Annotated in this window: 18 protein-coding genes and 1 pseudogene; 13 read left to right on the plus strand and 6 right to left on the minus strand. The window is 39.8% G+C overall.

Features of this window, described 5'->3' with window-relative positions; translation table 11 throughout:
* Nucleotides 1-438 precede the first annotated feature (438 nt).
* The 4 genes from ACM0OR_RS00655 to ACM0OR_RS00670 all read left to right on the plus strand — a co-directional run bounded on the left by ACM0OR_RS00655 (nucleotide 439) and on the right by ACM0OR_RS00670 (nucleotide 6023).
* Entirely contained in the window at nucleotides 439-1353 is a 915-nt protein-coding gene (locus tag ACM0OR_RS00655; protein WP_414574601.1) for a DUF4007 family protein, read from the plus strand.
* Between the two features lie 24 nt (nucleotides 1354-1377).
* A complete protein-coding gene (locus tag ACM0OR_RS00660; RefSeq protein WP_414574602.1) occupies nucleotides 1378-4881 on the plus strand; it encodes a hypothetical protein in 3504 nt (1167 codons plus the stop codon).
* Nucleotides 4882-5063: 182 nt separating this feature from the next.
* Nucleotides 5064-5201, plus strand: a complete 138-nt coding sequence (locus tag ACM0OR_RS00665) for a hypothetical protein (protein WP_414574603.1) — start codon at nucleotides 5064-5066, stop codon at nucleotides 5199-5201.
* Nucleotides 5202-5390: 189 nt separating this feature from the next.
* On the plus strand, nucleotides 5391-6023 hold the full coding sequence (locus ACM0OR_RS00670) for a Uma2 family endonuclease (protein WP_414574604.1): 633 nt from the start codon (nucleotides 5391-5393) through the stop codon (nucleotides 6021-6023).
* A 129-nt stretch (nucleotides 6024-6152) separates the two neighbouring features.
* Here the strand turns inward: ACM0OR_RS00670 and ACM0OR_RS00675 are convergent, their stop codons facing one another.
* Entirely contained in the window at nucleotides 6153-7049 is an 897-nt protein-coding gene (locus ACM0OR_RS00675; protein ID WP_414574605.1) for a DUF4351 domain-containing protein, read from the minus strand.
* A gap of 583 nt (nucleotides 7050-7632) precedes the next feature.
* Here ACM0OR_RS00675 and ACM0OR_RS00680 point away from each other — a divergent pair.
* The 7 genes from ACM0OR_RS00680 to ACM0OR_RS00710 all read left to right on the plus strand — a co-directional run bounded on the left by ACM0OR_RS00680 (nucleotide 7633) and on the right by ACM0OR_RS00710 (nucleotide 19163).
* Entirely contained in the window at nucleotides 7633-8433 is an 801-nt protein-coding gene (locus ACM0OR_RS00680; RefSeq protein WP_414574606.1) for a phosphoadenosine phosphosulfate reductase family protein, read from the plus strand.
* Between the two features lie 50 nt (nucleotides 8434-8483).
* On the plus strand, nucleotides 8484-9611 hold the full coding sequence (locus tag ACM0OR_RS00685; protein ID WP_414574607.1) for an HNH endonuclease domain-containing protein: 1128 nt from the start codon (nucleotides 8484-8486) through the stop codon (nucleotides 9609-9611).
* Nucleotides 9596-9775 (plus strand): hypothetical protein, encoded by a 180-nt coding sequence (locus tag ACM0OR_RS00690; RefSeq protein ID WP_414574608.1) that lies wholly within the window; start codon nucleotides 9596-9598, stop codon nucleotides 9773-9775. The genes ACM0OR_RS00685 and ACM0OR_RS00690 overlap by 16 nt, the downstream gene beginning before the upstream one ends.
* 76 nt (nucleotides 9776-9851) lie before the next feature.
* Nucleotides 9852-10718, plus strand: coding sequence for a DEAD/DEAH box helicase (locus ACM0OR_RS00695; protein WP_414574664.1), 867 nt, complete (start codon nucleotides 9852-9854; stop codon nucleotides 10716-10718).
* On the plus strand, nucleotides 10711-12534 hold the full coding sequence (locus ACM0OR_RS00700) for an ATP-binding protein (RefSeq protein WP_414574609.1): 1824 nt from the start codon (nucleotides 10711-10713) through the stop codon (nucleotides 12532-12534). The genes ACM0OR_RS00695 and ACM0OR_RS00700 overlap by 8 nt, the downstream gene beginning before the upstream one ends.
* A 106-nt stretch (nucleotides 12535-12640) precedes the next feature.
* Nucleotides 12641-13789, plus strand: coding sequence for a cysteine desulfurase family protein (locus ACM0OR_RS00705; protein ID WP_414574610.1), 1149 nt, complete (start codon nucleotides 12641-12643; stop codon nucleotides 13787-13789).
* A gap of 97 nt (nucleotides 13790-13886) precedes the next feature.
* Nucleotides 13887-19163 (plus strand): eIF2A-related protein, encoded by a 5277-nt coding sequence (locus ACM0OR_RS00710; RefSeq protein ID WP_414574611.1) that lies wholly within the window; start codon nucleotides 13887-13889, stop codon nucleotides 19161-19163.
* Between the two features lie 203 nt (nucleotides 19164-19366).
* Here ACM0OR_RS00710 and pyk read toward each other — a convergent pair whose 3' ends face one another.
* Nucleotides 19367-21136: a pyruvate kinase gene (pyk, locus tag ACM0OR_RS00715; protein ID WP_323266518.1), complete on the minus strand. Its 1770-nt coding sequence runs from the start codon at nucleotides 21134-21136 to the stop codon at nucleotides 19367-19369.
* A gap of 361 nt (nucleotides 21137-21497) precedes the next feature.
* On the opposite strand from pyk, the gene crtR reads away from it, so the two are divergent.
* Nucleotides 21498-22388 (plus strand): beta-carotene hydroxylase, encoded by an 891-nt coding sequence (crtR, locus tag ACM0OR_RS00720; protein ID WP_323266519.1) that lies wholly within the window; start codon nucleotides 21498-21500, stop codon nucleotides 22386-22388.
* Nucleotides 22389-22431: 43 nt separating this feature from the next.
* Here the strand turns inward: crtR and ACM0OR_RS00725 are convergent.
* From ACM0OR_RS00725 to aroH, 3 genes and pseudogenes are all read right to left on the minus strand, one after another.
* Nucleotides 22432-22676 (minus strand): annotated as a pseudogene (locus ACM0OR_RS00725) (hypothetical protein).
* Entirely contained in the window at nucleotides 22673-22891 is a 219-nt protein-coding gene (locus tag ACM0OR_RS00730; protein ID WP_414574612.1) for a hypothetical protein, read from the minus strand. The pseudogene ACM0OR_RS00725 and the gene ACM0OR_RS00730 overlap by 4 nt, the downstream one beginning before the upstream one ends.
* Nucleotides 22892-22907: 16 nt before the next feature.
* Entirely contained in the window at nucleotides 22908-23321 is a 414-nt protein-coding gene (gene aroH / locus ACM0OR_RS00735; RefSeq protein WP_414574613.1) for a chorismate mutase, read from the minus strand.
* 51 nt (nucleotides 23322-23372) lie between these two features.
* Between aroH and ACM0OR_RS00740 the strand changes: the two genes are divergently transcribed.
* Nucleotides 23373-23552, plus strand: a complete 180-nt coding sequence (locus ACM0OR_RS00740) for a hypothetical protein (RefSeq protein ID WP_414574614.1) — start codon at nucleotides 23373-23375, stop codon at nucleotides 23550-23552.
* Here ACM0OR_RS00740 and sppA read toward each other — a convergent pair.
* Nucleotides 23549-24370 carry a signal peptide peptidase SppA gene (gene sppA, locus ACM0OR_RS00745; protein ID WP_190699154.1) on the minus strand — a complete coding sequence of 274 codons (822 nt, stop codon included), beginning with the start codon at nucleotides 24368-24370 and terminating at the stop codon, nucleotides 23549-23551. The two genes, ACM0OR_RS00740 and sppA, sit on opposite strands and share 4 nt — an antisense overlap.
* Nucleotides 24371-24838 lie beyond the last annotated feature (468 nt).

Below are 24838 nucleotides of genomic sequence, written 5' to 3' on the forward strand. Positions count from 1 at the left end.
GGTGTACACACAAGTCTGATAACCTTATTCCACATCGTTTTGATCCCCCCTAACCCACTTAAAAAGGGGGACTTTGATTCTAGTTCCCCCCTTTTTAAGGGGGTTAGGGGGATCAAGCCACATTTTGCACTCAGCATAAAGATGTGTGTACACCGTAGCCTGCAAGGAGAGAGGCTTTGATTCTTGCTCCCCTTCCCTTGTAGGGAAGGGGTTGGGGGTTAGGTTTGAGAGAAGGTCGCACACGGCATAAACTAGTATGTTGATATTTTATTTTCTACTAACTAAATCTATTATTGTTTACTTAATTTAAACAAATGTATAGAAAAATCAGCTTATTGCTATGATTTCTATTTTATTAGTGTTTGAATTAATTAACTAAATTGTATCTATTTTGAGTCATAATAAACAAGATAATTGCTACTATATCGCCATCCTATCGTGATTCAAACTACTCGTGACTTAAAACATCAAGAAAATCCAGTCAGTCCAGTATTTGCCAACCATGAAACTTTTCACCCGCGTTTTGGCTGGTTGAAAAAAGGATTTGATGCAACCAAGAGAAATCCGGGGATTTTCTTACAAGATGATGCACCTGTACGTTTAGGTGTGGGGAAAAACATGGTACGCGCTATTCGTTATTGGTGTACCGCTTTCAAAATTATTGATAAGAATAGCTCACCAACACCATTTGGAGAAAAACTTTTAGGAAACAACGGATGGGACTCTTATTTAGAAAATCCGGCTTCATTATGGTTATTACATTGGAATTTATTAAAACCCACTTGTGAAGCGGCTGCTTGGTATTATGTTTTTAATGTTTTTCGAGATTTAGATTTTATGAAAGAAGATATTCTCGTAGGACTTAAAGATTATAAAGATAATTTCAATAAATCTGTTGCTGAATCTTCTTTTATCAAAGATATAAGTTGTATTTTAAGAATGTATGCAGCACAGGATTTTGTAAGAGATAATGCCCCAATTGAAGATTCTATTGATTGTCCTTTTAATGAACTGGGTTTAATTCGGCATTTTGGGAAAAGTTATCAGTTTAAAATTGGTGCAAAAGTGAATTTACCTGCATCAATAATAGTGGCTACTTGTTTAGAATATGCTAGTTGGGCAAATAAAGACAGTAATAACAATACAATTACTATCCGTAAATTACTTTATGATGAAGGTAGTCCAGGGATGATATTTAAACTAACGGAAAGTATTTTATGTGCAGCTATTGAAACAGTTGCTAAAGAATTTGATACGATAATTCTTGAAGATACTGCCGGGTTAATTCAGTTATCTTTACCTGAGAATCCAGAAATACTAGCTGAAGAAATTTTAGAAAAATATTATCAATAAATATTAATAAAAATGAGTGAAGTTATGACTAACAAAAAGCTATCCCATTATTTTAATCTCCAGCGTCGCTATTCTCGTTCTATAAATTTAGAAAGAGATTTAGATAGTGTGGAAGCTTTAGAGGGTTATGTGCTGACTAAAAGAGCAATTGATTCTCTCAAGCGTATTTTAAATAGTTTTAATGCTGATGAAGGAAATAGAGCTTGGACTTTAACTAGTGTTTATGGAACTGGGAAATCGGCTTTTGCTCATTACTTAATTTCCCTTACTGCTAAATCCCAAAGTAAAATACATATCAAGGCTTTATCAATAGCTGAAAATAAATTAGGAAAAGATAGTGATATCTATCAATTAATTCAAGAGACACTTAACCCCAAAGGATTAATTAGGGCTGTAGCTACGGGACAAAGAGAACCGATTAGTCATACTATTATTAGAGCTTTATTAACTGGCGTTGATAATTTTTGGACTCCCAGCCAAAAGAACAAAATCAATGTTGTGCGTCAGTTGGTAGATTTAGAAGCAGAAATTAATGATGGGGGAAAGGTTGATAGTAGAGAAATTCCGAATTTAGTTTTGGAATTAGCCAAGGAATCTCAAACGGGTATTTTCCTGGTTATTGATGAACTAGGGAAAAATTTAGAGTATGCTGCTCATGCTCAAGGGGATGAAGATTTATATCTTTTACAACAATTAGCTGAATTACCAAAAAATAGCAAAACTCCTATTTATATTTTAGGCATTTTACACCAAGCCTTTGGGGAGTATAGTCAACGATTAGCAAATGTTCAACGCAACGAATGGGCAAAAATTCAGGGAAGATTTGAGGATATTGCTTTTACTGAATCATCTGGACAAATGATGAGTCTAATTGGTGAAGTAATTGATTCGTCAGCAGCAGATAATATTAAAAGTGCTACTAATACTTATTCGGAAGAGTGGAGTAAGTATTTAGAATCAATCATTGTTGATGAAGAAGTTACTGCTCAAGTTATCAAAAAAGTTTATCCCCTACATCCTTTATCCGCTTTGGTGTTACCAAGCCTCTGTCAAAAGTATGCTCAGAATGATCGTTCTTTATTCACATTTTTAACTAGTAGTGAACCTTTATCGTTTCGGAATTTCCTAGACTCAGAAACAGTTCAAAATTATAATTTACCCTGTCTAAAATCATATCAAGTTTATGATTATTTTATTGAATCTGCGGGAATGGGTTTAGCTTCTCGTCCTAATTTGCAAAGATGGGTAGAGGTACAAGATTTAATTAATGATGCTAAACGCCTAGAAGAAGATAGTCTCAGGGTACTAAAAACTATTGGGATTTTAAACCTAATTACAGTTACAGGTTCAATGAGGGCGACAAGAAATTTAGTTTGTTTAGCAATGTGTAATTTACCCTCAGCCGCCGAGATTAATTATTGGCAGGAAATTATTGATAAACTACTAAAACAGAATCTGATTACTCATCGTCGTCAATTAGATGAATTGCGGATTTGGCAAGGTTCTGATTTTAATGTGGATAGTGAATTAAGTACATATATAGAACAAGAGAGAACTTCTTTAGTTAAACTGTTATCTCTGCACCGTCCTCTCAAGCCTTTAGTCGCGCAGCGTCATAGTTATAAAACGGGGACTTTGCGTTATTTTGAACGCCATTATTTAGATAGTTCTCAAGATTTAAGCCAGTTGAGTTGCAGTAGTGTTGATGCAGATGGGTTTGTCGGTTATTGGGTAGATGAAACAGTTCCTGGTGCTGTTCCTTCCATAACTAGCGACGGTAAACCATTGGTGATTTTGACTGCGGCTAGCTTAGATATATTGCGAATACGTACTCTAGAATTTGTGGCGTTAAGTAATATCAAAAAAACTGCCAAAGAGTTGCAAAGTGATGGGGTAGCGAGAAAAGAGGTAAATTATCGCTTACAAGAAGCGGAAGAATTTTTAGATGAAACTCTGAATCAGTGCTTTAGTATTGGGGTGAATCAGCAATGCTGGATTCAAGGGCAAATCGAAACACTCAATAATATTACTGACTTTAATAGTAAGCTGTCTGAAATTTGCGATCGCACTTACCATCGCAGTACCATTCTGTGGAATGAATTAATCAACCGCCGCGATTTAACCTCCCAAGGCGCGAAAGCTAGACGGGAGTTGATTCAGGCGATGTTGGAACACCAGTATGAAGAGAGATTAGGGTTAGAAGGATATGGCCCGGAAGTGAGTATGTATTATTCTCTGTTAGAGGAAACAGGGATTCACCGTCAAGAAGATGATAACTGGGACTTTTACCCACCGTTAGACAATTCCGGTTTAAACTCTCTGTGGGAAGCAGTTGAAGATTTTTGTTTAGCAGCCACAGAAACCAGCCAAACATTTAATTTACTCTATCAACATTTAGCTGCGCCTCCATTTGGTGTAAAACAGGGTGCTATTCCCGTGATTTTAGCGGCTGTGCTTTTATATCACGCTGATGATTTGGGACTGTATCAAGACGGGACATTTATTCCCGTGTTGGGAACAGAACATTTTGAATTATTAGTCAAATATCCTGAACGGTTTGCTGTGAAGTATTTTGCAGTCGTCGGATTAAGGGCGGAAGTATTCAAAGAATTAGAAGCAATTTTACGCAATCCCCAGTTAAAAAATTTGGGTAAAGTGCGTAACGCCACGTTGTTAACTGTGGTGACTCCGCTTTATCAATTTGTTAAGAAATTACCTAAATATACCAAACAAACCCGACGACTGGAAGCAGAACCCAGAGCTATTTTAAAAGCATTGCAAACGACTGTCGAACCAGATGAATTGTTGTTCAAGGCTTTACCAGCAGCTTGTAATTTACCCCCAATTGGGACGGAAACTGGGGATGATGGCGTGACGGCGAGAACTTTACGGACTAAGTTAGTTCATGCCCTGAGAGAGATTCATACAGCTTATGATCATTTATTGAGTGATTGTCAAAAACTGATTTATGAAGCCTTTGGGGTGAGAAGTCCAGAAACAAAACTCAGGGAAGATTTGCGAGTCAGGGCGAATTATTTGGCGGGAAAATGTATTGAACCATTACTAAAACGCTTTATTCGCGCCGCATCGGATGAAAGCAAGAGTGATGCTCAATGGTTGGAAGCTTTGGTGATGATTGTCGCAGATAAACCGGCGGAATCCTGGACTGATGATGATGTAACTGCGTTTGAGATGAAGTTAGCGGATTTGGTGCGACGGTTTAAGAATTTGGAAGCTTTGCAAAAGGAAGTCGCCGCCAAGGGGGAAGGTTTTGAAGGGCGACGCATTACCATGACTCGTCCCGATGGTCAGGAAATCCATCGCATGGTATGGGTAGATCATGAGAGAGAGTCTCAGGTTGAGAAGATTGTTGATAAAATTTTGGCAGAATTACCCGATGAACAGCAGTTACGACAAGCGATTTTAGCAAGGTTGAGTGAACGCATTTTAAATGCTGATTTACCAGAGACGGTGACGCAGATTGGGGATAAGGGGAATGATGAAATAGCGGGGAAAAATGCCGGTTAATAGAAGTAAGTAGAACGAGTTAAAAAAACCAAACTATGTTAAGTAATGTAAAAAGAATAAGATTGAGTTCGTAGTAAGGACTTTAGTCCTTATTTCAGAACTAAAGTTCTTACTACAAACCTTTAATTATTTACCCTGTTCTACTTATTATGATAAGGAAAGAGAACCTAACACCAGTATTTATGAATCCTCTAACTGTGACGCTAGAAGTAGCAAATAATCCCTGGATAGACTTTATTGGGATGTTTGAAGGAGATGAAGAGTTTGCAGAACTAGCGCAGGAACTGCGTGATGAGCGTGAATTAGATGTAAATCATTAATTAGGACACACCAAAAAATAAATTATCCGCAATTGATGGTTGGGTAGGGTGCGTCAGTATGAATAATTTCTGAGTATAGTTAGGTTCTATCGCACTGACGCACCCTACAGTTTGGATATTTTTTTATCTGGAAGTCCCTTACCGCAGGTGATTGCTAAGATAAATCTACAGGATTTTGGAGTAGTGACAATGTTAGGTTTACTAGCAAAATTGAGTTTATGGGAAGAATTGACAAGTCACTCAGAACTACAAAACGTTGATTCTGACCAAATTTTGTTGATGAATGGGATTAGCTGGGATATATATCAGACACTATTAAAAAGTTGTCAAAATAATTCTCATTATCGCTTTAAATATTTAGAAGGTACTTTAGAAATAATGTCGCCTAGTCGTCGCCATGAGGTCGATAAAAAAATTATTGCTTTATTGTTAGAAACCTTTTTTTTAGAAAAAGGGATTGATTTTTATCCTTTAGGCTCAACTACTTTTAGAAGAGAAGTAGCCGATAGAGGTATAGAACCAGATGAATGTTATTGTTTTAATTCTGAAAAAGCTGTTCCCGATTTGGCGATTGAAATAGTTGTAACTAGTGGCGGAATTGATGATTTATTAATTTATCAAGGTTTAGGCGTACCGGAAGTTTGGTTTTGGCGGAATAATCAATTTTTCTTATATTATCTACGTGGTAATAAGTATGAGCAAATAATGAAAAGTGAACTTTTACCAGATTTAGATTTGGAATTGTTAGCCAATTTAGTTATGTCTGGTGGGAAACCAAAAGATTTAATTACTAAGTTTCGTGAAAGTATTAGTAGCCAGTAGAGTGCGTTCAAGCAAAGCGTAACGCACCGTATGATGGTGGTGCGTTACGGCTAGATATCATTTGTTCACACTCCCAAATCCTTTCACAGCCGTAACACACCCTACAATTTAAATTTGATTTCTGATGGTTTATTCTTGTTGTTGGTTTAACCAAGTTTCTAAATCAGCAATGTTAGAAAAGTCTAGTAATGCTTCTCCTAGATTTTCTAATTGTTCAATTGATAATCCTTGAATGCGCTCTATTAATGTTTGATTAATTTCCCCAATCCGGCGATTGAGTTGACGTAGAACTAAACGTTCTTCTCCTTGTTTATTCCCTTCCCAGACAGCTTGTTCTCTATCTCTTTGATAAAGTGGTTCTAATCGCATAACTAACTCCCTATCGTCTGTTTCTAATTCTTGATTGATTCTTAAGTTTTCGCGCAGGTTGTAAACTAATTCGAGGGTGGCTTGTTGGTATGGATGATTTAATGGTAACGCTTGCAATTCCAGAATTGCTTGTGACTGTACGTTTCCTCTACCTAAAAGCCTCAACCATAATGTTTCCGGTGTTTGTGGTAGTTGATGTATGGCTACAATTGCTGTCCGCAGTGCATCTGGGAGAAAATGTACTCCTGATAACCAATCTTGTTTTTGCATAGTTCCAAAGCTAGATAATCTAGTTTCAGATACGGTGGGAGTCAGAACCCACAATTGGGGAATTTCTGAGTCTTGAAGTTTGGTTTTGTTGGTTTTAGCTTCTCGTCGTAGTGAAGCTTTGACTTCTAATAATTTTAGAATACAATCACATATTTCATCAGTAGAAGCTGGATTGCGAAAGGGTTCTATGATTGCTGGATTTTCGGCAAATCTTCCTAGTAAACCCAGGATTTGTAAGTTAGATTTTTGCTGTTGATTTGGGGTGAATAAAACATCTATTTCTTTTATTTCTCCTGAGACTTTTTCTGATGCTTTGACTTCTCCGTAATCTTTTAGTAGTTCTTCTAGATAATCTTTGGCGAATTTGTCATGTATGAACCGTGTCATCTAATTTGAATGTTATGAGTGATGTGGGGGCGGGTTTACCCGAATCATCGTGAATAATTGAGGATATCTGTGAACCCGCTCCTACTAAAATTTAAAATTGGTTGACTTGTAAATCAAGTTTTGCAACTCGAAAATCAAGTTTACAACTTGTAAATTAAGTTCACGACTCCGAAATCAAGTTTACGATTGATAAATTAAGTTTACGAGTCGTAAATCAATGTGAGAACTCGTAAATTAATTTTTTGGCTTATATATCAATATTTTTGATGTGTAACCGTGTTATTATGCCAAAATTCGGCAATGCGATCGCAACTAAAAGAGCAGCGATATCTATGATCGCTGTTGACACTCAAAAAACTCTCTAGGCAAATTAAGGTTTTTAGCTCTACTAAACCTTATTGGCAGATCATAAATTTTAAGTTAAGTATAATAACGTGATTAGTTAGTGGATAAATAGCTAATGATATCAGTAAATCTACTAATGTTTTTTCAGGTTAATCTTAAAAAAGTACACATTTACTTTGCATATTTGCTAAAATATTAGTACGATTAATATACTTGCCTAAGCGCACTAAAAACCAGGATGGCAGAGAAAAAAGTTAGACACATATTGGGGCTTTCTGGGGGAAAGGATAGCACGGCTTTAGCGGTATTGCTGCATAAGGAAATTCCAGAGATGGAATACTTTTTTTGTGATACCCATAAAGAATTACCAGAAACTTACGATTATCTTGACCGCATTAAAGCCCGTCTGGGGATTAAAATTCATTATCTCAGTGATAAACGCGGTTTTGACCATTGGTTAGCGATTCATGATGGTTTGTTACCTTCCCCCCAAATGCGTTGGTGTACGGTGAAGATGAAAATTAAGCCGTTGGAGGATTTTGTGGGGGATGATGAGGCTATTAGTTATGTTGGTATCCGTGCTGATGAAAACCGTGATGGTTATATCTCCACTAAACCTAATATTAAACCTGTGTTTCCTTTTAAGGAGAAGGGTTTAGTTAGGGCTGATATTATTCGGCTTTTAGAAGAAAGTGGAATTGGACTCCCTGACTATTATCGCTGGCGCAGTCGTTCTGGGTGTTTTTTCTGTTTCTTCCAACGCAAGTATGAATGGGTAATGTTGGCGCAGGAACATCCTGATTTATTTCAAAAGGCTGTTGAGTATGAATCTAATCATGCTGATGGTCGTACCTATACTTGGACTGATGGGGAAAGTTTATTGCAGCTTCTAGCACGCAAGGATGAAATTATTGCTCAACATGAAAAGTTAATGGCTAAAGAGAAAAAGACGGCTTTTAATCCTCATTTGGCTGAAGCATTAGAAAAAAGTTTAAATCAAGAAAAAGATGATTTACCTTGTTTAGTTTGTCATTTGTAATTTTGTGAAAAGTCAAATCTTGAGTTTTGACTCTAAAATATAAATTAAATATGTATAACTTACCTAATTCTGATAATTTAAATATTTCAGCTTTAGCAGGATTATTTGATTCAAGAACTAATTCCTACAAGTATCTTTATTTTTTATCATTATTAGATATTATAAAAAGAAGAAAATTTGAGAATCTATCGACGATCAGTTTTCGAGAGATAATTGTTGAGATGTTAGCGAACGCTTGGTATACTCACAACTATTTTAAACTTTCTTTTGGAACACAAGACCAAATTCCTAATAAATTAGATTCTCTTAAACTAGAAATTACAGAACCGATTTTGAAATTTAGAGATACAGATAAAAAGCTGTTACGTAATACTATTAATAATCAAAATATTGATGATATCGTTATTTCTATTAGTCGATATGTTTCTTACCGTTTAATTCGTCCTTTCTTTTCTCAAGAGACGAGAGGCTTAAAAGATTATGATGTTAATCCCACTATTATGAGTTTAGCTAATAATCAATTTAATACTAAAAAGCCTTTATATTACTTTAACGCTGAAGATCAGAAAAATTGTAATTCCATTCTTTTACATCCAGATTGGATTCATTATTTAGAGGAAAATTACACAATAGTTAGGGGGTGGGCTTCTTGGGAATGGTTGAATTATATGCAGCAGAGAAACCCTAGCACTCCTAATGTGGTTAACAAATTATTTATGCCACAAGACAGAGATTCTTTAGCGAATCAAACTAAATATTGGAAGACTATTTTAGAATATCGAGGTATTGAATGTATTTATTCAAAAGTTCAACTAAATAAGAAGGAAATTTCTTTAGATCATTATTTGCCTTGGTCTTTTGTAGCTCATGATCAATTATGGAATTTGATTCCAACAACAAAATCTGTTAATTCTTCTAAATCTAATAATTTACCATCAGAAGAATATTTTCTTGATTTCGTAACATTACAACATTTAGGCTTAACGATTTATAAGCAAAGTGTTTCTCAAATAAAATGGTCAAATGATATTGAGACTTTTGTTGCAGAGTTGAAAGTTGATCAACCAGACGAATTATTAAATTTAGAAATCCTCATTAATGCTTATGAAAAAACTATAAAACCTTTAATTTCTTTAGCAACTCTGCAAGGTTTTAGCCCTAATTGGGTTTACACGTAAGAAACAATGAACCCACATTAGTAATCTGGTTAGCCTACAGTGAAGAACTTTGCGAACAAGCGGTTACAGAATTTCAAAAAGCCTGGGACAGTTTAGGCGATCAGCTACGCTGGGCGGTTATGCCATCGCACCATCTCAACTTACCGCTTCTGGGGCAACCATGAGTTAGATTTAACACAAGCGCAAGATGGCTTAGTAGTAGCAGGATTAGCCAAAGTCTATCACGCCGCCAAAAAGAGTATTCGCTTTATTAATCAACTGGGTGTGCGTTGTTCATTAGTAATTATCGACGAAGCCCATCAAGCAGTAGCCGAAACCTATAAACTCGTTTTAGATTCCCTCGTCGTCCCCTACGAAAAAACCGCCTTATTAGGATTAACCGCCACACCCGGACGCACTTGGGCGGATATTAACACCGATGCACAACTAGCTAAATTCTTCGCCCACCAAAAAGTTACCTTAGAAATCCCCGGTTATGACAACCCCATTGATTATCTCGTAGATCAACAATACCTAGCGCAAGTTAACTATCGCTCATTATTTTACGAAAACGGCATTGAACTAACTCCCCAAGACCTCAAGCGCATTCATACAGACTTAGACATTCCCCAATATATCCTCAATCGGTTAGCCGCAGACGAACAACGCAACCTCCGCATCATCCTAGAACTGGAAGCACTCGCCCCACATCATCAACGCATCATCGTCTTTAATACCTCCGTGGAACACGCCAAACTCATCGCTTCCATTTTGCGTTTACGCGGCTTGAATGCTGATGCGGTGACAGGTGAAACCCCCAAATCGGAACGAGAAAAGCTGATTCAAAGCTTTAAAGACCAACAAACCCAAACCAAGATTTTATGTAACTACGGCGTATTAACCACTGGCTTCGACGCACCTAAAACCAGTGCTGCTGTTATCGCCCGTCCTACCAAATCCCTTGTTCTCTACAGCCAAATGGTAGGACGCGCCATCAGAGGAATCAAAGCCGGGGGTAATGCTACAGCCGAAATAGTCACCGTTGTCGATAGCCAACTCCCTGGTTTTGGTTCAGTTGCATCAGCCTTCCACAATTGGGAAGACGTTTGGAGGAAAACCCATGAATAACGCCCATGATATCGTTCCGACTCACCTCGCAGTCCAAGCCATGCGGGATAACGGTTATAAAAACGCCGCCTATGCTTTAGCCGAATTAATGGATAATGCCATTCAAGCCGGTGCATCGCAAGTAGAGTTACTTTGTGGGGAACGGAAAGAACAGGGGGAAGTGAGGAGGCGATCAAGAATTGAACAAATCGCTGTGTTAGATAATGGTTGTGGGATGGATGCGAATGTCTTACGTCTCGCCCTGCAATTTGGTAATGGTACTCATTTAGATGAAGATAAACACACCGGAATCGGTCGTTTTGGTATGGGTTTACCCTCGTCTTCTATTTCTCAATGTCAGAGAGTTGATGTCTGGTCATGGCAAAATGGCATAGAAACTGCACTGCATAGTTACCTTGATTTAAATGAAATTAAAACTCGGCAGATGACCGAAGTACCAGAACCGACACCTCAACCAATCCCCATGACTTGGAGAAATATCGGTCATAAATTTGGTGACAGTGGCACATTAGTAGTATGGTCAAACATCGACCGTTGTATGTGGCGAACTGGCAAAGCAATTATTGATAATTCTGAATTTGTGATTGGCAGAATGTATCGCAAATTTATTAATAGCGGTAAAGTTAAAATCCGTATGGTAGCCTTTGATTTAGATGCTTTATATAGCTTAATTGTAGAAAAATATGCCCTACCTAATGACCCAGGTTATCTAATAGAAAAAACCTCCTGTCCTCAACCATTTGATAATCAAGCAATGTTCTGTCATTGGGAAGGAGATACATCTTATGAAACCACTTATAAAATTAATTTTAAAGACAAAGAACATGATGTCAAAGTGCGTTTCTCCTACGCCAAAGAAGAAGCGCGTCAAGCTGAACCCGGAAAAAATCCCGGTAGCTTACCGCATGGACAACACGCCGCCAAAAATCTGGGAGTTTCCGTAGTGCGTGCGGGACGAGAATTAGAATTAGACCAAAACCTAGTCAATAATTACGACCCTACAGAACGTTGGTGGGGGATTGAAGTAGAATTTCCACCATCTCTTGATGATATTTTTGGAGTCACAAATAACAAACAATCAGCCCGTAATTTTGGAGAGATTCTACAACTCGATATTGAATCTTTATTAGAAGAAAGTAAAACTGTTGCTCAACTCAAAGAAGAATTACTTCAAGATGAAGATCCAAAACTGCCTCTATTGGAATTAGCCCATAAAATCAGTAGTCAACTAAGTTTAATTCGTCGCTTAATTAAAAACCAAACCAAAGGCACTCGTACCGCAACTGAAAAACGCCATGACCCTTATAAACCTGAAAAAGTAGCAACTACAGTTACTCAAGAACGTAAATCACAGGGTTACAAAGGTCAAAGTGATATAGATGAACAATTACCCAAAGCAGAACGCAAAAAAGTAATTAAAGAAACTTTAAAAGAAGACGGAGTAACTGAAAGCAAAGCCGAATTATTAGCCGCCACAACAGTAGATGACGGTTTAAAGTATACCTTTGTCGAATCTCCACTTGATACACCTGCTTTCTTCTCAGTTAAACCTAGAGGTGGAGCAATTATTGTTACTCTTAATACCAATCATCCAGCTTATAAAAACTTAGTAGAAATCTTAGAAGAAGATGTAGATAAAGCCGATATAGATACCTTACGTTCTCGCTTAGTTAACTCTTTAGATGGTTTAAAATTACTCCTAATGGCATGGGCAAGATATGAAGATGAACAGCCAGATGGTAAATTTAAAGATAATGCTCAAGATACCCGCATTGATTGGGGAAGAGTCGCTAGGAGGTTTTTAGAGAATGAGTAAGATTAAAGCTCACGCAGAGGCGCAGAGACGCAGAGAGTTGAGAGAGTTGTTATGATAATTCTCTGCGTTCCTCCGCGTGTCCTTAGCGTTACTCTGCGTTAAAAAAATGACCAACATAATCTACCTCGATTATCACTCAACTACACCCGTTGACCCCAGAGTAGCCGAGAAAGTCATGTACTATATGACTACCGCCTTTGGTAATGCGAATAGTGTAGATCATGGTTATGGGGACGAAGCCGCAAAAGCAGTTAAACAAGCACGTCAAGAAATAGCAGAATTAATCAACGCCTCCCCCAAAGAAATTATCTTTACATCAGGTGCAACAGAAAGCATTAACTTAGCAATTCAAGGACATATTTCTCAACAAAATACCCCCGCTAAAATCATTGTTTCCCCAGTTGAACACAAAGCCGTTTTAGATACCTGCAAAGCCTTAGCTAAAAAAGGACTGATTGAAATTATTTGGTTAAAAGTCAATCAACAAGGGCAGATTGATTTAGAACATCTAGAAAAAGTCTGCTGTGAGGGGGCTTCCTTACTTTGTCTGATGGCGGCTAACAATGAAGTAGGGACAATTTACCCCATAGAAAAAATTGGCGCGATCGCCTCATGCTACCATATCCCTTTTTTATGCGACGCATCCCAAGCCGTCGGGAAGATTCCCCTCAACTTTCAAGACTGGGGTATCACCTATCTAGCTATTTCTGGACATAAACTCTACGCACCCAAAGGCGTTGGTGCATTAGTGATTAAAAAAGATCATCATCTCCCACCGATGATTTACGGTGGAGGACATGAACAGGGACTCAGATCAGGTACACTCAACGTCCCCGGAATCGCTGGGTTGGGGGAAGCTTGCAGATTGAGACAGTCGGAGATAGAAACAGATGAAAGTAACATTGCAGTTTTGCGATCGCAACTACAAAACGTCCTACAATCAAATATTCCTAACCTAGTGGTGAATGGAGACATCAACAACCGTTTATCAGGTAACTTACATATTTCTGTCCCTGACATTCCGAATAGTGCCATCATTGCTAGAGTGCGCCACCAATTAGCGATTTCTACAGGTGCGGCTTGTTCATCGGGTGTTGTTGCACCCTCTCACGTTCTACAAGCGATGAATCTGTCAGAGAATATAATTGAAGGTTCGTTAAGAATTGGTATTGGTAAATTTACAACTAAAGCAGAAATCAACAAAGCATCCTCTGTGATCATCAATGCAGTCAATGCAATTCATCAAATTCCATAAACAGCAATGTTACTTATTGCATAAAAATACAGTGGCAAACCTAGCAAATAAATGAATATTAGAATTGACTTGTCCCCACCCCAGTCCCTAACTAAAAATGCCCCGTGCCGTTGCTACCAGTAGTTCCAATCAAACCAAAACCACAATCACCTCGAAACTGTGGTTACTACTGGTTGGAGTCAACCAATACCAGGATGCACAACTGCCATGTCTGCGTTACTCCGCAGTTGATTGTCAGGTATTAGCAGAAGCTTTAACAGGTGCAACTCAAGAACAATTCCCTCAAAAAGAAATTAATATTTACCATGACTTCGCTACCGAATCGCCATTGTTAGTTAATATTCGCGATCGCTTACAGCAAGTTACGACATCGGCGCAACCTACCGATACAATATTATTTTATTTTTCTGGACACGGAATATTACACCCCAATACACAACAAGCATTTTTATGTTTGGCAGATACACAAAAAGATAACTTAGAAAATACAGGTTTAGCTGTTAAAGAATTACTAGAGTTTTTAAGTAATAGCGGTGTTCAAAATCAGATAGTTTGGCTCGATGCTTGTCATAGTGGAGGCATGACTTTACGAGGGCTAAATCCTACACCACAATTAGTAGCAGTTTTACAACAACGTGCTGCTAAAAGTAAAGGGTTTTACGCCTTACTTTCTTGCGACACAGACCAACAATCATGGGAGTTTCCTGAACTAGGACATGGGGTATTTACTTATTATTTAATGCGGGGCTTACGGGGAGATGCGGCTGATCATCAAGGAATGATTTCGGCTGATGGCTTATATCGCTACGTTTATCACCAAACACTGCAATATATAGATAAAACCAACCAACAATTAAGATTAATTAACCAACAGAAACGCGGTAAAGGCGATACAGAACTTTATAGTGAATATCCCTTGCAAACACCCAAGCGGATTGTCGAAGGAGTTGGGGAATTAATTATAGGAAAAATTCCGGCGATCGCCCAATCAATTCCTCCTAGAAAAGCATTAGTAATTGAAGGCATTATCGGCTCACAAATAGCCATAGATTTTAGTAAAGTATTGGGGAGTGCGGGAGCTTTTGAATTAGAATATTTACCTCGCACTGCTAATACAAATTCTCAAAATATCCGCGAAAGCATCAAAGAATGTTTGCGTTCTAGCAATCAAATACAGAAATATCAGACTGAAGAATCCATTACAATACTACTATATCTGCGGGGACGACTAGAAGAAACCCCCACAGGAGAAGCAGCATTAGTTTTATTAGATGATATTTGGTTGAGTCGTTCTTGGCTTAGACAACAGTTACGCCGTTCTGCGGTGACACAACAAATTATTATCTTAGATTGTCCAGTTGGGGCGCATAGTGTATCGTTGCCAGACTGGATAGAAGACTTACAATTAAACTCGACTACAGGACAATGTATTATTGCGGCGACTAGTCCCAAAACCAACCCAGAATTATTTGCTCAAGCACTGATAGAGACAATAAAAGCTGCTTCTGTCTCTAATGGTTTATCAGTAGCAACTTGGATTACCCAATTACAAATTCATCTAGCAGAACAGCCGCAAATAAACGGATCTTTACCCTTGCATATTTGGCTATCAGGTACACAAGGCGTCATCGAAATTATCCCCGCAACCACTGGTACACAAAACCGTCAAAAATCCGCAGCTTTAGATTTAAAAATTTGTCCTTATCGTGGCTTGAAAGCCTTTGGCGAAGAAGATTTTCAATATTTTTACGGGAGAGAATCCTTAACTCAGCAGTTAATTGCTCACATTGCACACAAATCATTTTTAGCCTTAGTCGGTGCATCTGGTAGCGGTAAATCCTCCGTTGTCCAAGCAGGATTAATTTCTCAACTACGTTTAGGAAAACAATTACCTAATAGTGATTCCTGGTTAGTTAAAACCATCCGTCCCGGCGCACGTCCTTTGGAGGCTTTGGCGCGACGCTTGGAAGCGGGGGAGCAGGGGAGCAAAGGGGACAAGGGGGACAAGGTAGAAAATTCTTCTTGGTCTTTACCTTCTATTTCCTCCTCCCCAGTCCCTAATCCCCAATCCCCCCACCTCCTCCTAGAAGCCATGCTTTACCAAGGGGTAGAAGGCTTTGTTTACTGGTTGCGTAGTCGTCCAGAGCCGATGGTTGTTTTGGTGGTTGATCAGTTTGAAGAATTATTCACCCTTGCACCGGCTGAAGATAGACAGCGATTTTTAGAATTGGTGTTGGGAGCGATAGAATACGCCTCTGATAAGTTTAAGTTGGTGGTGACTGTTAGAGCAGACTTTATCGCCGCTTGCTTGGAAGTACCCCCACTGGCTAATTTATTGCAGCAGTCTAGTGTATTAGTTCCACCGAATTTGAGTGATGATGACTACCGCCGTGTCATTATCAACCCAGCCGAACAGGTGGGGTTAAAAGTTGAGTCGGGACTGGTAGAAATTTTACTCCAGGAGTTAAACCACTCGGCGGGAGATTTACCCCTGTTGGAATTTGTCTTAGAACAGTTATGGGAATACCGCCAAGCAGGAGAATTAACCCTGACAGCCTATCAGCAACAAATTGGCGGTATTAAAGGCGCATTGGAACGCAAAGCACAGGAAGTTTACGAAAATTTAGATTCAGAAGCGAAAGAATGCGCTAGATGGATTTTTCTTTCACTGACACAGTTAGGGGAAGGGACAGAAGACACTAGACGCAGAGTAATGAAATCTGAGTTAGTGGTGAGGAAATATCCTGATGAACTAGTAGAAAGAACACTTTCGGCGTTAACTGCGGCGAAGTTGGTAGTGGTGAATTTGGAGGAAGAGGGACTGGGGATTGGGGACAAGAAGACAAAGGGAGCAGGGGAAGCAGGGGAAGCAGGGGGAGAAAAATACAACAATGCTCACTCAATACTCCCAACTCCCAACTCCCAACTCCCAACTCCCTTAGTCACCATCGAAGTAGCGCACGAAATCCTCATTCGTCACTGGTCAACTTTGCGCTGGTGGTTGGAAGAAAATCGTAGTAGACTGCGATCGCAACGTCAAATTGAACAAGCCGCAGCTCTGTGGAAACAAAATCATCAACAATCAGATTTTTTATTACACGGTGTTCGTCTAGCTGAAGCTGAAGAAATTTACGTTAAATATACAGATGAATTATCTGTTGATGTGCAAAATTTTATTGCTGCTTGTTTAGATGCTCGCCAACAACAACAATTAGAACAAAAAAAGCGACTCCGACAAGCTCAAAAAGCTATAGCTATCATTAGTGTTTTGGGAATAGCTGCTAGTGGTTTTGGCGGTTTAGCCTATGTCCAAAAACGCTCCGCGCAGTTACGAGAAATTGCCGCTTTAAATGCTTCTTCTGAGGCGTTTTTATTATCTCATCAACAATTAGAAAGTGTCATGGCTAGCGTCAAAGCTGGACGAGAACTTAAACAAGTTTTTGCCCCAACTAAAGATATACAAATCACAACAGCCGCAACTTTTCAGCAAGCTATTAATAACACTCAAGAAATTAATCGTTTCCCCGGACATAATCAACAGGTAAACAGTATAATTTTTCATCCCAGGGGTAAAATTTTAGCTTCTGCTAGCGATGATCGCACAATCAAAATTTGGTCTACACATGGGCGATTAATTGAAACTATCGTACATCAACAAAGATTAACTGCGATCGATTTTAGTGTAGATGGTAAATATCTAGCTGCTGCTAGTGCGGATCATCAGATTAAAATCTATAATTTTGCTCCTGCTTGTTTAAACTTAAATAGCTTAAAAGACTGTACTAAACTCATCAAAAATATTATCGGACATACAGATATTGTTACTGATGTTAATTTTAGTCCAGATGGTAAAATTATTGCCACTGCTAGTTTTGATAAAACGATAAAATTATGGCGCACAGATAACGGTAAATTAATTAATAGTTGGAATGCTCATAATGGCTGGGTAAACTCTGTTGCTTTTAGTCCAGATGGTAAAGTAATTGCCTCTGGTGGTGAAGATAATTTATTAAAACTTTGGCGCACAGATAACGGTGCATTAATTCAAACTGTGCCAGGACACACAGATCGGATTACCTGTGTTAAATTTAGCCCCAATGGTAAATTTATCGCTTCTGCCAGTGGTGACAAAACTATTAAACTGTGGAATTACGAGGGGAAACTATTACACACTCTAGCAGCGCACAATGACCAAGTTAATCACATTAATTTTAGTCCAGATAATCAAATTTTAGCTTCTGCAAGTGCTGACCGGACTATTAAACTCTGGCAATTAGATGGTAAATTACTAAAAACTATTCAAGGACACGGCGAACAAGTTAAAGATATAACATTTAGTCCAGATGGTAAATATATTGCTTCTGGTAGTAGTGATAAAACCATTAAATTTTGGCAAGTCAAAGCTGATAAAACAGATGCAGTAAACCATGCTCAAGAGGTAAAAGTTACGCCCGATGGTAAAACTTTTATCTCTGGTGGTTGGGATGGTAAAGTAACTATTTGGCAAAAAACGCAAATTTTGAATGCGTCACCACTAATTAAATTTACAGCCCATCAAGATATAATTCAAGCTGTGGGTATTAGTCCAGACGGTAAAATTTTAGCCACAGCAAGTGCTGATAAAACTATTAAAATTTGGCATATTCAAACACAGCAATTACTCCAAACATTAACGGGACATCAAGATAGAGTTACTAGTATTAGCTTTAGCCCAGATAACCAGATGATAGCTTCTGCCAGTGCTGATAAAACTATCAAAATTTGGCAACTAATAGAGGGTCAATTATTAAGCACTATCACAGGACATAATGATGAAGTAACTAGTATTGATATTAGCCCTGATGGAAAACTTTTAGCTTCCGGTAGTGCTGACAATACAGTGAAAATTTGGCAACTTACTGACGGTAAGCTACTTAAAGATTTACAGGGACACGGTTTAGCGATCGCATCTGTAAAATTCAGCCCCGATGGTAAAATATTAGCCTCCGCCAGTTGGGACAATACCATCAAACTTTGGCAAATACCAGACGGGAAGTTAATACAAACTCTCACCGGACATACAGACGGCGTAACCAGCCTCAGTTTTACACCAGATAGTCAAATCCTCACGTCGGGTAGTGCCGACAATACAATCAAATTCTGGGATATTACCAACGGTAAATTACTCACAACTTTCTCAGGACATCCAGGGAAAGTGAATAGTGTTAGTTTTAGCCCCGATGCTAAAGTCTTGGTGAGTGGTGGTGAAGATGCTGGGGTGATGCTGTGGAACTTGGATTTAGATAATTTGATGCAGCAGGGATGCTCCCGCATCAGCAATTATCTTCAGCATAACGGGAATATTAGCTCAAGCGATCGCGCTATTTGCCAATAAACCACTCATGGTTCAGCCTTGATGATTGGATTGATTCTCTACCAGAACCTAAAAAGTTAAATGTCACTGAGGGCTAATAGTCTATCAAGTTAGTTTTGACGGTTCGTAGTCAGGACTAAAGTCCTGATTTTTCTAATTTTCAACCTACCCTTCATAATTCGTAGTTCATAATTACGAATTACGAATTACAAACTACGAATTATTTAAGGTGTTCCCACTGCGCCAGAGTAAATTAAACCCCGTTGTAAATCCATAGTAAGAATTGCCCCATCACGAATTACCTGTGTGGCTTTCTTCACACCCACAATCACAGGCACACCCAAGCGTAAACCAATCACGGCTGCGTGACTAGTAAGACTTTCATCCTCAGTAATAATCCCGCCGGCTTTGCGAATGGCATCCACATAATCAGCACCGGTGCGCGATGCCACCAAAATATCCCCAGGGTTAAAGTTACTGGAATCCATACCTGTGTGAGCAACCCTAGCACGACCACTGATTGAACCTTGTCCCAGTCCAATACCCTGTCCGAGTATGGCTGTCACCACTTCAACCTTAATCAAATCTGTTGAGCCGGAAACCCCTTGGAGTGTACCAGCCGTCATCACTACCAAATCACCCTCAAACAGCAACTTATGCTCCTGAGCCACATTAATCGCGGCTTGGAATGTTTGACCAGCAGAAGGTAATTCTAATACCAGTAAAGGCTTAACTCCCCATACCATCTGTAACTGTCGTGCCACATTGACGTGGGGTGTCACTGCCAAAATCGGCGTATGAGGACGAAACTTCGATACGTTGCGAGCGGTTGCTCCAGTTTGGGTTAAGGTCATAATTGCTGCTGCTCCCAATTGTTCAGCAATTTGCCCTACAGCTTGGCTAATAGCATTGGGGATAGAACGGCGATTATCTCGCAGTTGCCGTAATTTTGCACTATTATCTTCTTCCTGCTCGATGCGTTCCGCAATGCGTGCCATTGTCGCCACTGCTTCTACAGCGTAACTACCCACAGCCGTTTCATTGGAAAGCATGACTGCATCTGTACCATCTAAAATCGCATTGGCTACGTCTGACACTTCCGCGCGAGTGGGACGAGGGTTACTCACCATGCTGTCTAACATTTGCGTAGCGGTGATGATGGGAATCCCCAAACGGTTAGCTGTGGCAATTAACCGCTTTTGTAGTATCGGTACATCTTCGGCTGGTAGTTCTACACCTAAGTCACCTCTAGCCACCATGACACCATCACATAAAGCTAGAACTGCTTCCATTTGTTCGATAGCTTCATGCTTTTCAATCTTGGCAACAACAGGTACTTGCTTACCAGTGCTGGAAATTAGCTCTTTAATTTCGATAATGTCCTGGGGGTTGCGAACAAAGGACAATGCTACCCAATCGACACCCTGGTCTAAACCGAACATCAGATCCTCTCGGTCTTTGTCGGTCATGGCTTTAATCGAAAGGTAAACACCAGGGAAGTTTACACCTTTATTGTTAGATAACTTACCAGCAACGGTGATACGACAATGTAAATCACCTTTATCGCGGTTGATATCCTCCACCACCATTTCTACTCGACCATCATCGAGGAGAATTTTTGCACCCACAGGGACTTCATCCGCCAAATAATCGTAGGTGACACAACTAATTTCTTGGCAACCAACAACTGGGCGATTTGTCAAGGTGAAGCGATCGCCTTTAGCTAAAACTATAGACCCGTTCTCAAACTTTCCTAAGCGAATTTTTGGCCCTTGCAAGTCTTGGAGAATTGCCACTGGCTGATTTAGTTCAAAAGCGGTTTGCCGAATTAGGCGAATACTACGCTGATGGTCGGCATGAGAGCCGTGGGAGAAGTTGAGCCGCAGCGTTGTTGCACCCGCTTCAATAATGGCTTTCAGCATTTCTGGGCTGCTAGTGGCGGGGCCAATTGTAGCAACAATTTTTGTCCGGCGTACAGAATCTCTTAATTGCATAGGGGCTGATTCTAGGGAGCTATTTAGTGAGTCATAGTAAGGTGAGGGGCATTTTGCAGTCACTGTTATATCTGTGACTCCAACATCGCCAGAGGTAGTAAAACTGTGGGACAGAGTAGATATCGTACACCAATCTGTGTTCCCTCTCCCTCACTGAGAGATTTTTACATCAAGCTTATTCGTTATGCGGATAGCACACCCTCATCAGCAAAGACTGGAGTCTTGTCTGGAATGATAGCGTTATTCATCCACTAATCGGTAACGATGTAGATAAATCTTGCTATACAAAACCTTATAAAAGTTTATTATTCACTAATCTTTGTCGTATATTCGTAATGATTCGATCAAAAAGGAGATAGTAATGCTCACATTGGAGGCACAGCAACCACTAAAAATCCCACCCAAGGAATTTTTAACGCCTCCTGGTGATTTTAATCCCACGATGCTGTTATTTATGTCAGCTGTGGCCATGTTGGTAGTATCTAACTTTGGTTATTGGCTTTGGCAATGGCCACATTGGCTGTGCTTTGTCATTAATACCCTAGCTTTACATTGTGCAGGTACAGTGATTCACGATGCTTGTCATCAATCTGCTCACCGCAACCGGGTAATTAATGCCATGTTAGGTCATGGTAGCGCGTTGATATTAGCTTTTGCGTTTCCTGTGTTTACGCGGGTGCATTTACAGCATCATGCCCATGTCAATCATCCCAAAGATGACCCCGATCATTACGTCTCTACAGGCGGGCCGCTATGGTTGATTGCTGTGCGGTTTTTGTATCACGAAGTATTTTTCTTTCAACGTAAATTGTGGCGAAAAAATGAACTATTAGAGTGGTTTATTAGCCGCTTGATTGTGGTGGCAATTGTTTATATTTCTGTTCAGTATGACTTTTTAGGATATATTCTCAATTTTTGGTTCATTCCCGCTTTTATCGTGGGGATAGCACTGGGGTTATTTTTTGATTATCTACCCCATCGTCCCTTTGCAGAGCGAGATCGCTGGAAAAATGCCCGCGTCTACCCAGGGAAACTGCTCAACATCTTGATTATGGGTCAAAATTACCATCTAATTCATCATTTGTGGCCTTCTATTCCCTGGTATAATTACCAACCTGCCTACTATGTAATGAAGCCACTGTTAGATGAGAAAGGCTGTTACCAAACTTCAGGATTGTTGCAGAAAAAAGATTTCTTTGAATTTGTTTACGACATCTTTTTAGGAATTAGATTCCATCGCCACGAAGAATAGAGTGATTATTAAAGCGATCCTGTTACCGAGACAGCAACTGATCCTACCCTGAGTGTGAACCAACCCAAAACCAGATAATTGTATCTCCGATAACTGTCCAACTGCACGATAACTTTTGCTGATGCGAGCCGAGTAAATTGGTAGCTCTGGGTGTACTTTTTTAAAACATAGACTAGGATGACTCGGATTTTGCTTGAATAGCCGGTAAGCCTCACGGGTTTGCTCCCGAACTTGATCAAGCAAATCAGCAAATGCTTGGCGAAACTGGGCGTTTATACAGGACTTCACAAGGCATCTGCATCTAGTTCTTGTGTCTTACCTGCGTGATATTCAGCCATTGCTTCGGCTGCAAGTTTAGCAAGTAAATCTGGAGAACGGGCAAAAGCTTCATCCCACTGATGTTCATCTTCTAGTTCTACCAAAATCATTGCTGCGATCGCATTCTGTTCACTCAGAGGCAATGTTTTCAGTTTTTCTATAGCTTTTTCGAGTAATTCAGTCATATTTAAAGCCACTATTCTAAACTTTTGACTCTACTACTTGCTGCGGGGCTTGTAACGCTTGGGGTAAACTCCAATCAGGACGCAGTTTCTTAGCTTCCCGTAAATAAATATGATGAATGGGTGTGGAAGTGGGTATATAGGCGTGGATTAAAAAGCGAATGCAACGCTGTAAACTACCCTCGACGTGCATTTGCTGCACATCTAGCATAGCTACATTATCCCAACCAGGCCGAGGTCTTGCGATCGCAGCTGGAAAAATTGCATCTAAGTCCCGCGTCACAGAAAAAGTCACGCTAATCATGTCTTGTGGCTGGACTTGATTTCGTCTTTCCAGTTCGTCTAGTAGTTCTGTCACCGCGCCTCGCATGGCTTCCACTGTATTGTCTGAAACGGTTGTCGCTCCACGAATAGCTTGCATTCGCCACTCCACGCCAAAATCCTCCTGAATTAGTCATTAGTCATTGCACTTCGACTAGGCTCAGTGACCAGGCTGGGTATTGGGCATTGGGCATTACAGTTAGTTCCCCTCCTCTGCTTTTCCCAGTCACCTGTCACCTGTCACCCTTCGGGTTCGCCAGTCGCTCATGGGGGAAACCCCCAAGACCGCGCTGGCTCACCTGTCACCTGTCACCTGTCACCTGTCACCTATTCTCTTCTTTAAGGTCTATATAACCACAATGGCAAACCACTAGTAGACATTTCAAATTCTAGCCAATCAACACCTGCACCTAGTCTTGAAGAAACTTGACGACTTCCAGGTAAAATCCGACTTAACAGGGGTTTTCGTTCCTCTAGGGTATGGCAGGGTGTTTTCTCTGGATCAAGTCCAACTAACTCGGCTGTCCAACGACGGGCTTCTTCTTCTGTTCCTAGACGGTCTACTACACCCAATTCTAAGGCTTGCTGCCCGGTGAAAATCCGTCCATCAGCAAAACTTTTAACTTTTTCTACCGCTAAAGACCTTCCCTCTGCTACAGTCTGGACAAACTGCTGATAGCTGGTGTCAATCAACTCTTGTAATATGTCTTGTTCTGGGTCGGTTAGTTGCCGATCAAATGCCAAAATATCTTTGTAAGGGCCGGACTTAATAACCTTGAAGGAAACACCAATCTTTTCTAGCAGGCGTTCTAAGTTATTACCACGCAGAATTACACCAATGCTACCCGTGATAGTTCCAGGGTTAGCCATGATGTGTTCTGCACCCATACCAATGTACACACCACCCGAAGCAGAAATATTACCAAAACTGGCGACAATCTTGATTTTTTCCCGTAACCGCTTCAGTGCGCTGTAAATTTCCTGAGAATCCCCAACTGTCCCTCCAGGGCTGTCGATGCGTAGCAGTAAAGCTGGAAATTTCTTTTCTTCGACAGTTTTTAATGCTTCTAGTACCCGTTTGCGTGTAGCACTAGCGATCGCACCTGTAATTTCAATTCGAGCAATTTGTTTACGAAACTTGGACTTAAACGGCCAAACCATGAGCAAATAATTAACCTAGTAATAATTTCAATATAAGTTGTCTGGCGGACAGATGACCCGACTTGATAAGTTATTTGAGTGCTGAGTAGTGAGTGCTGTTAGCGGTAGCGGGGCGTTTAGCCCGTGTTGTTAGCGGTAGCGCGGCGTTTAGCCGGTGCTGAGTAGTGAGTAGAAATACTAGTACAGCACGGCGGAAATAAAGATACCATTCTCAATCTTTCAAAGCCTTAAAATACAGAATTTTTGACTTTTGACTTCCGCGTAGCGGTGCTAGCCCATATTACAGCAAGGCTAAAATAGTGCAGAAAATGTATTAACTGGTAACTTATTGACCTGGTTAATTAATAATTATTAATAAATATAGCTAAAACTAACTTATCCATTCCTATACCAAATCAAGTCAGGACTAACAGAATCTTTAGTTGTGGCAACAATATTTTTGTGCCTTGCTCTTAGTCCATGAACATC

The sequence above is a fragment of the Anabaena sp. CCY 9402-a genome (genome assembly GCF_963920945.1).
In the GTDB taxonomy this organism is placed as follows: Bacteria; Cyanobacteriota; Cyanobacteriia; order Cyanobacteriales; family Nostocaceae; genus Trichormus; species Trichormus minutissimus.